The sequence below is a fragment of the Staphylococcus sp. GDX8P80P genome (assembly GCF_017893095.1).
GTDB classification, from domain to species: domain Bacteria; phylum Bacillota; class Bacilli; order Staphylococcales; family Staphylococcaceae; genus Staphylococcus; species Staphylococcus borealis.
Genome location: NZ_JAESMI010000210.1, coordinates 1 through 544 on the forward strand (window position 1 = coordinate 1; position 544 = coordinate 544).

1 protein-coding gene is annotated in these 544 nt (G+C 34.0%); it reads left to right on the plus strand.

Going from position 1 to position 544, the window contains the following annotated elements; translation table 11 throughout:
* The coding region (locus tag KA858_RS12495) for an ArsB/NhaD family transporter (protein WP_281058935.1) at nt 1–544 on the plus strand (544 nt) is incomplete at both ends.

A 544-nucleotide genomic window follows, 5' to 3' on the forward strand; every position in this document is an offset into this window, starting at 1 on the left:
GAGTTTATAAATATTCCTGTATCAATTATTGCTGGTATTATTGCTTTTATCTTTGTAATATTAGCTCGTAAATCTAAAGCAGTTCATACAAAACAAGTGATTAAAGGTGCACCATGGAATATCGTTGTATTCTCTATTGGTATGTATCTTGTTGTGTTTGGACTAAAAAATGTAGGTATTACAACGATCCTTGGGGATGTTTTAACAAACATTTCAAATTATGGGTTATTTAGCAGCATCATGGGTATGGGCTTTATAGCTGCTTTCTTATCTTCGATTATGAACAACATGCCAACTGTTTTAATAGATGCAATAGCGATTGGCCAATCCAGTGCTACAGGAATATTAAAAGAAGGCATGGTTTATGCGAATGTCATAGGTTCTGATTTAGGACCTAAAATTACGCCAATTGGTTCTTTAGCAACATTATTGTGGCTACATGTCTTAACACAAAAAGGTGTGAAGATTTCGTGGGGAACATACTTTAAAACTGGAATTATCATCACTATTCCAGTCCTATTTGTAACACTCTTAGGTTTATACC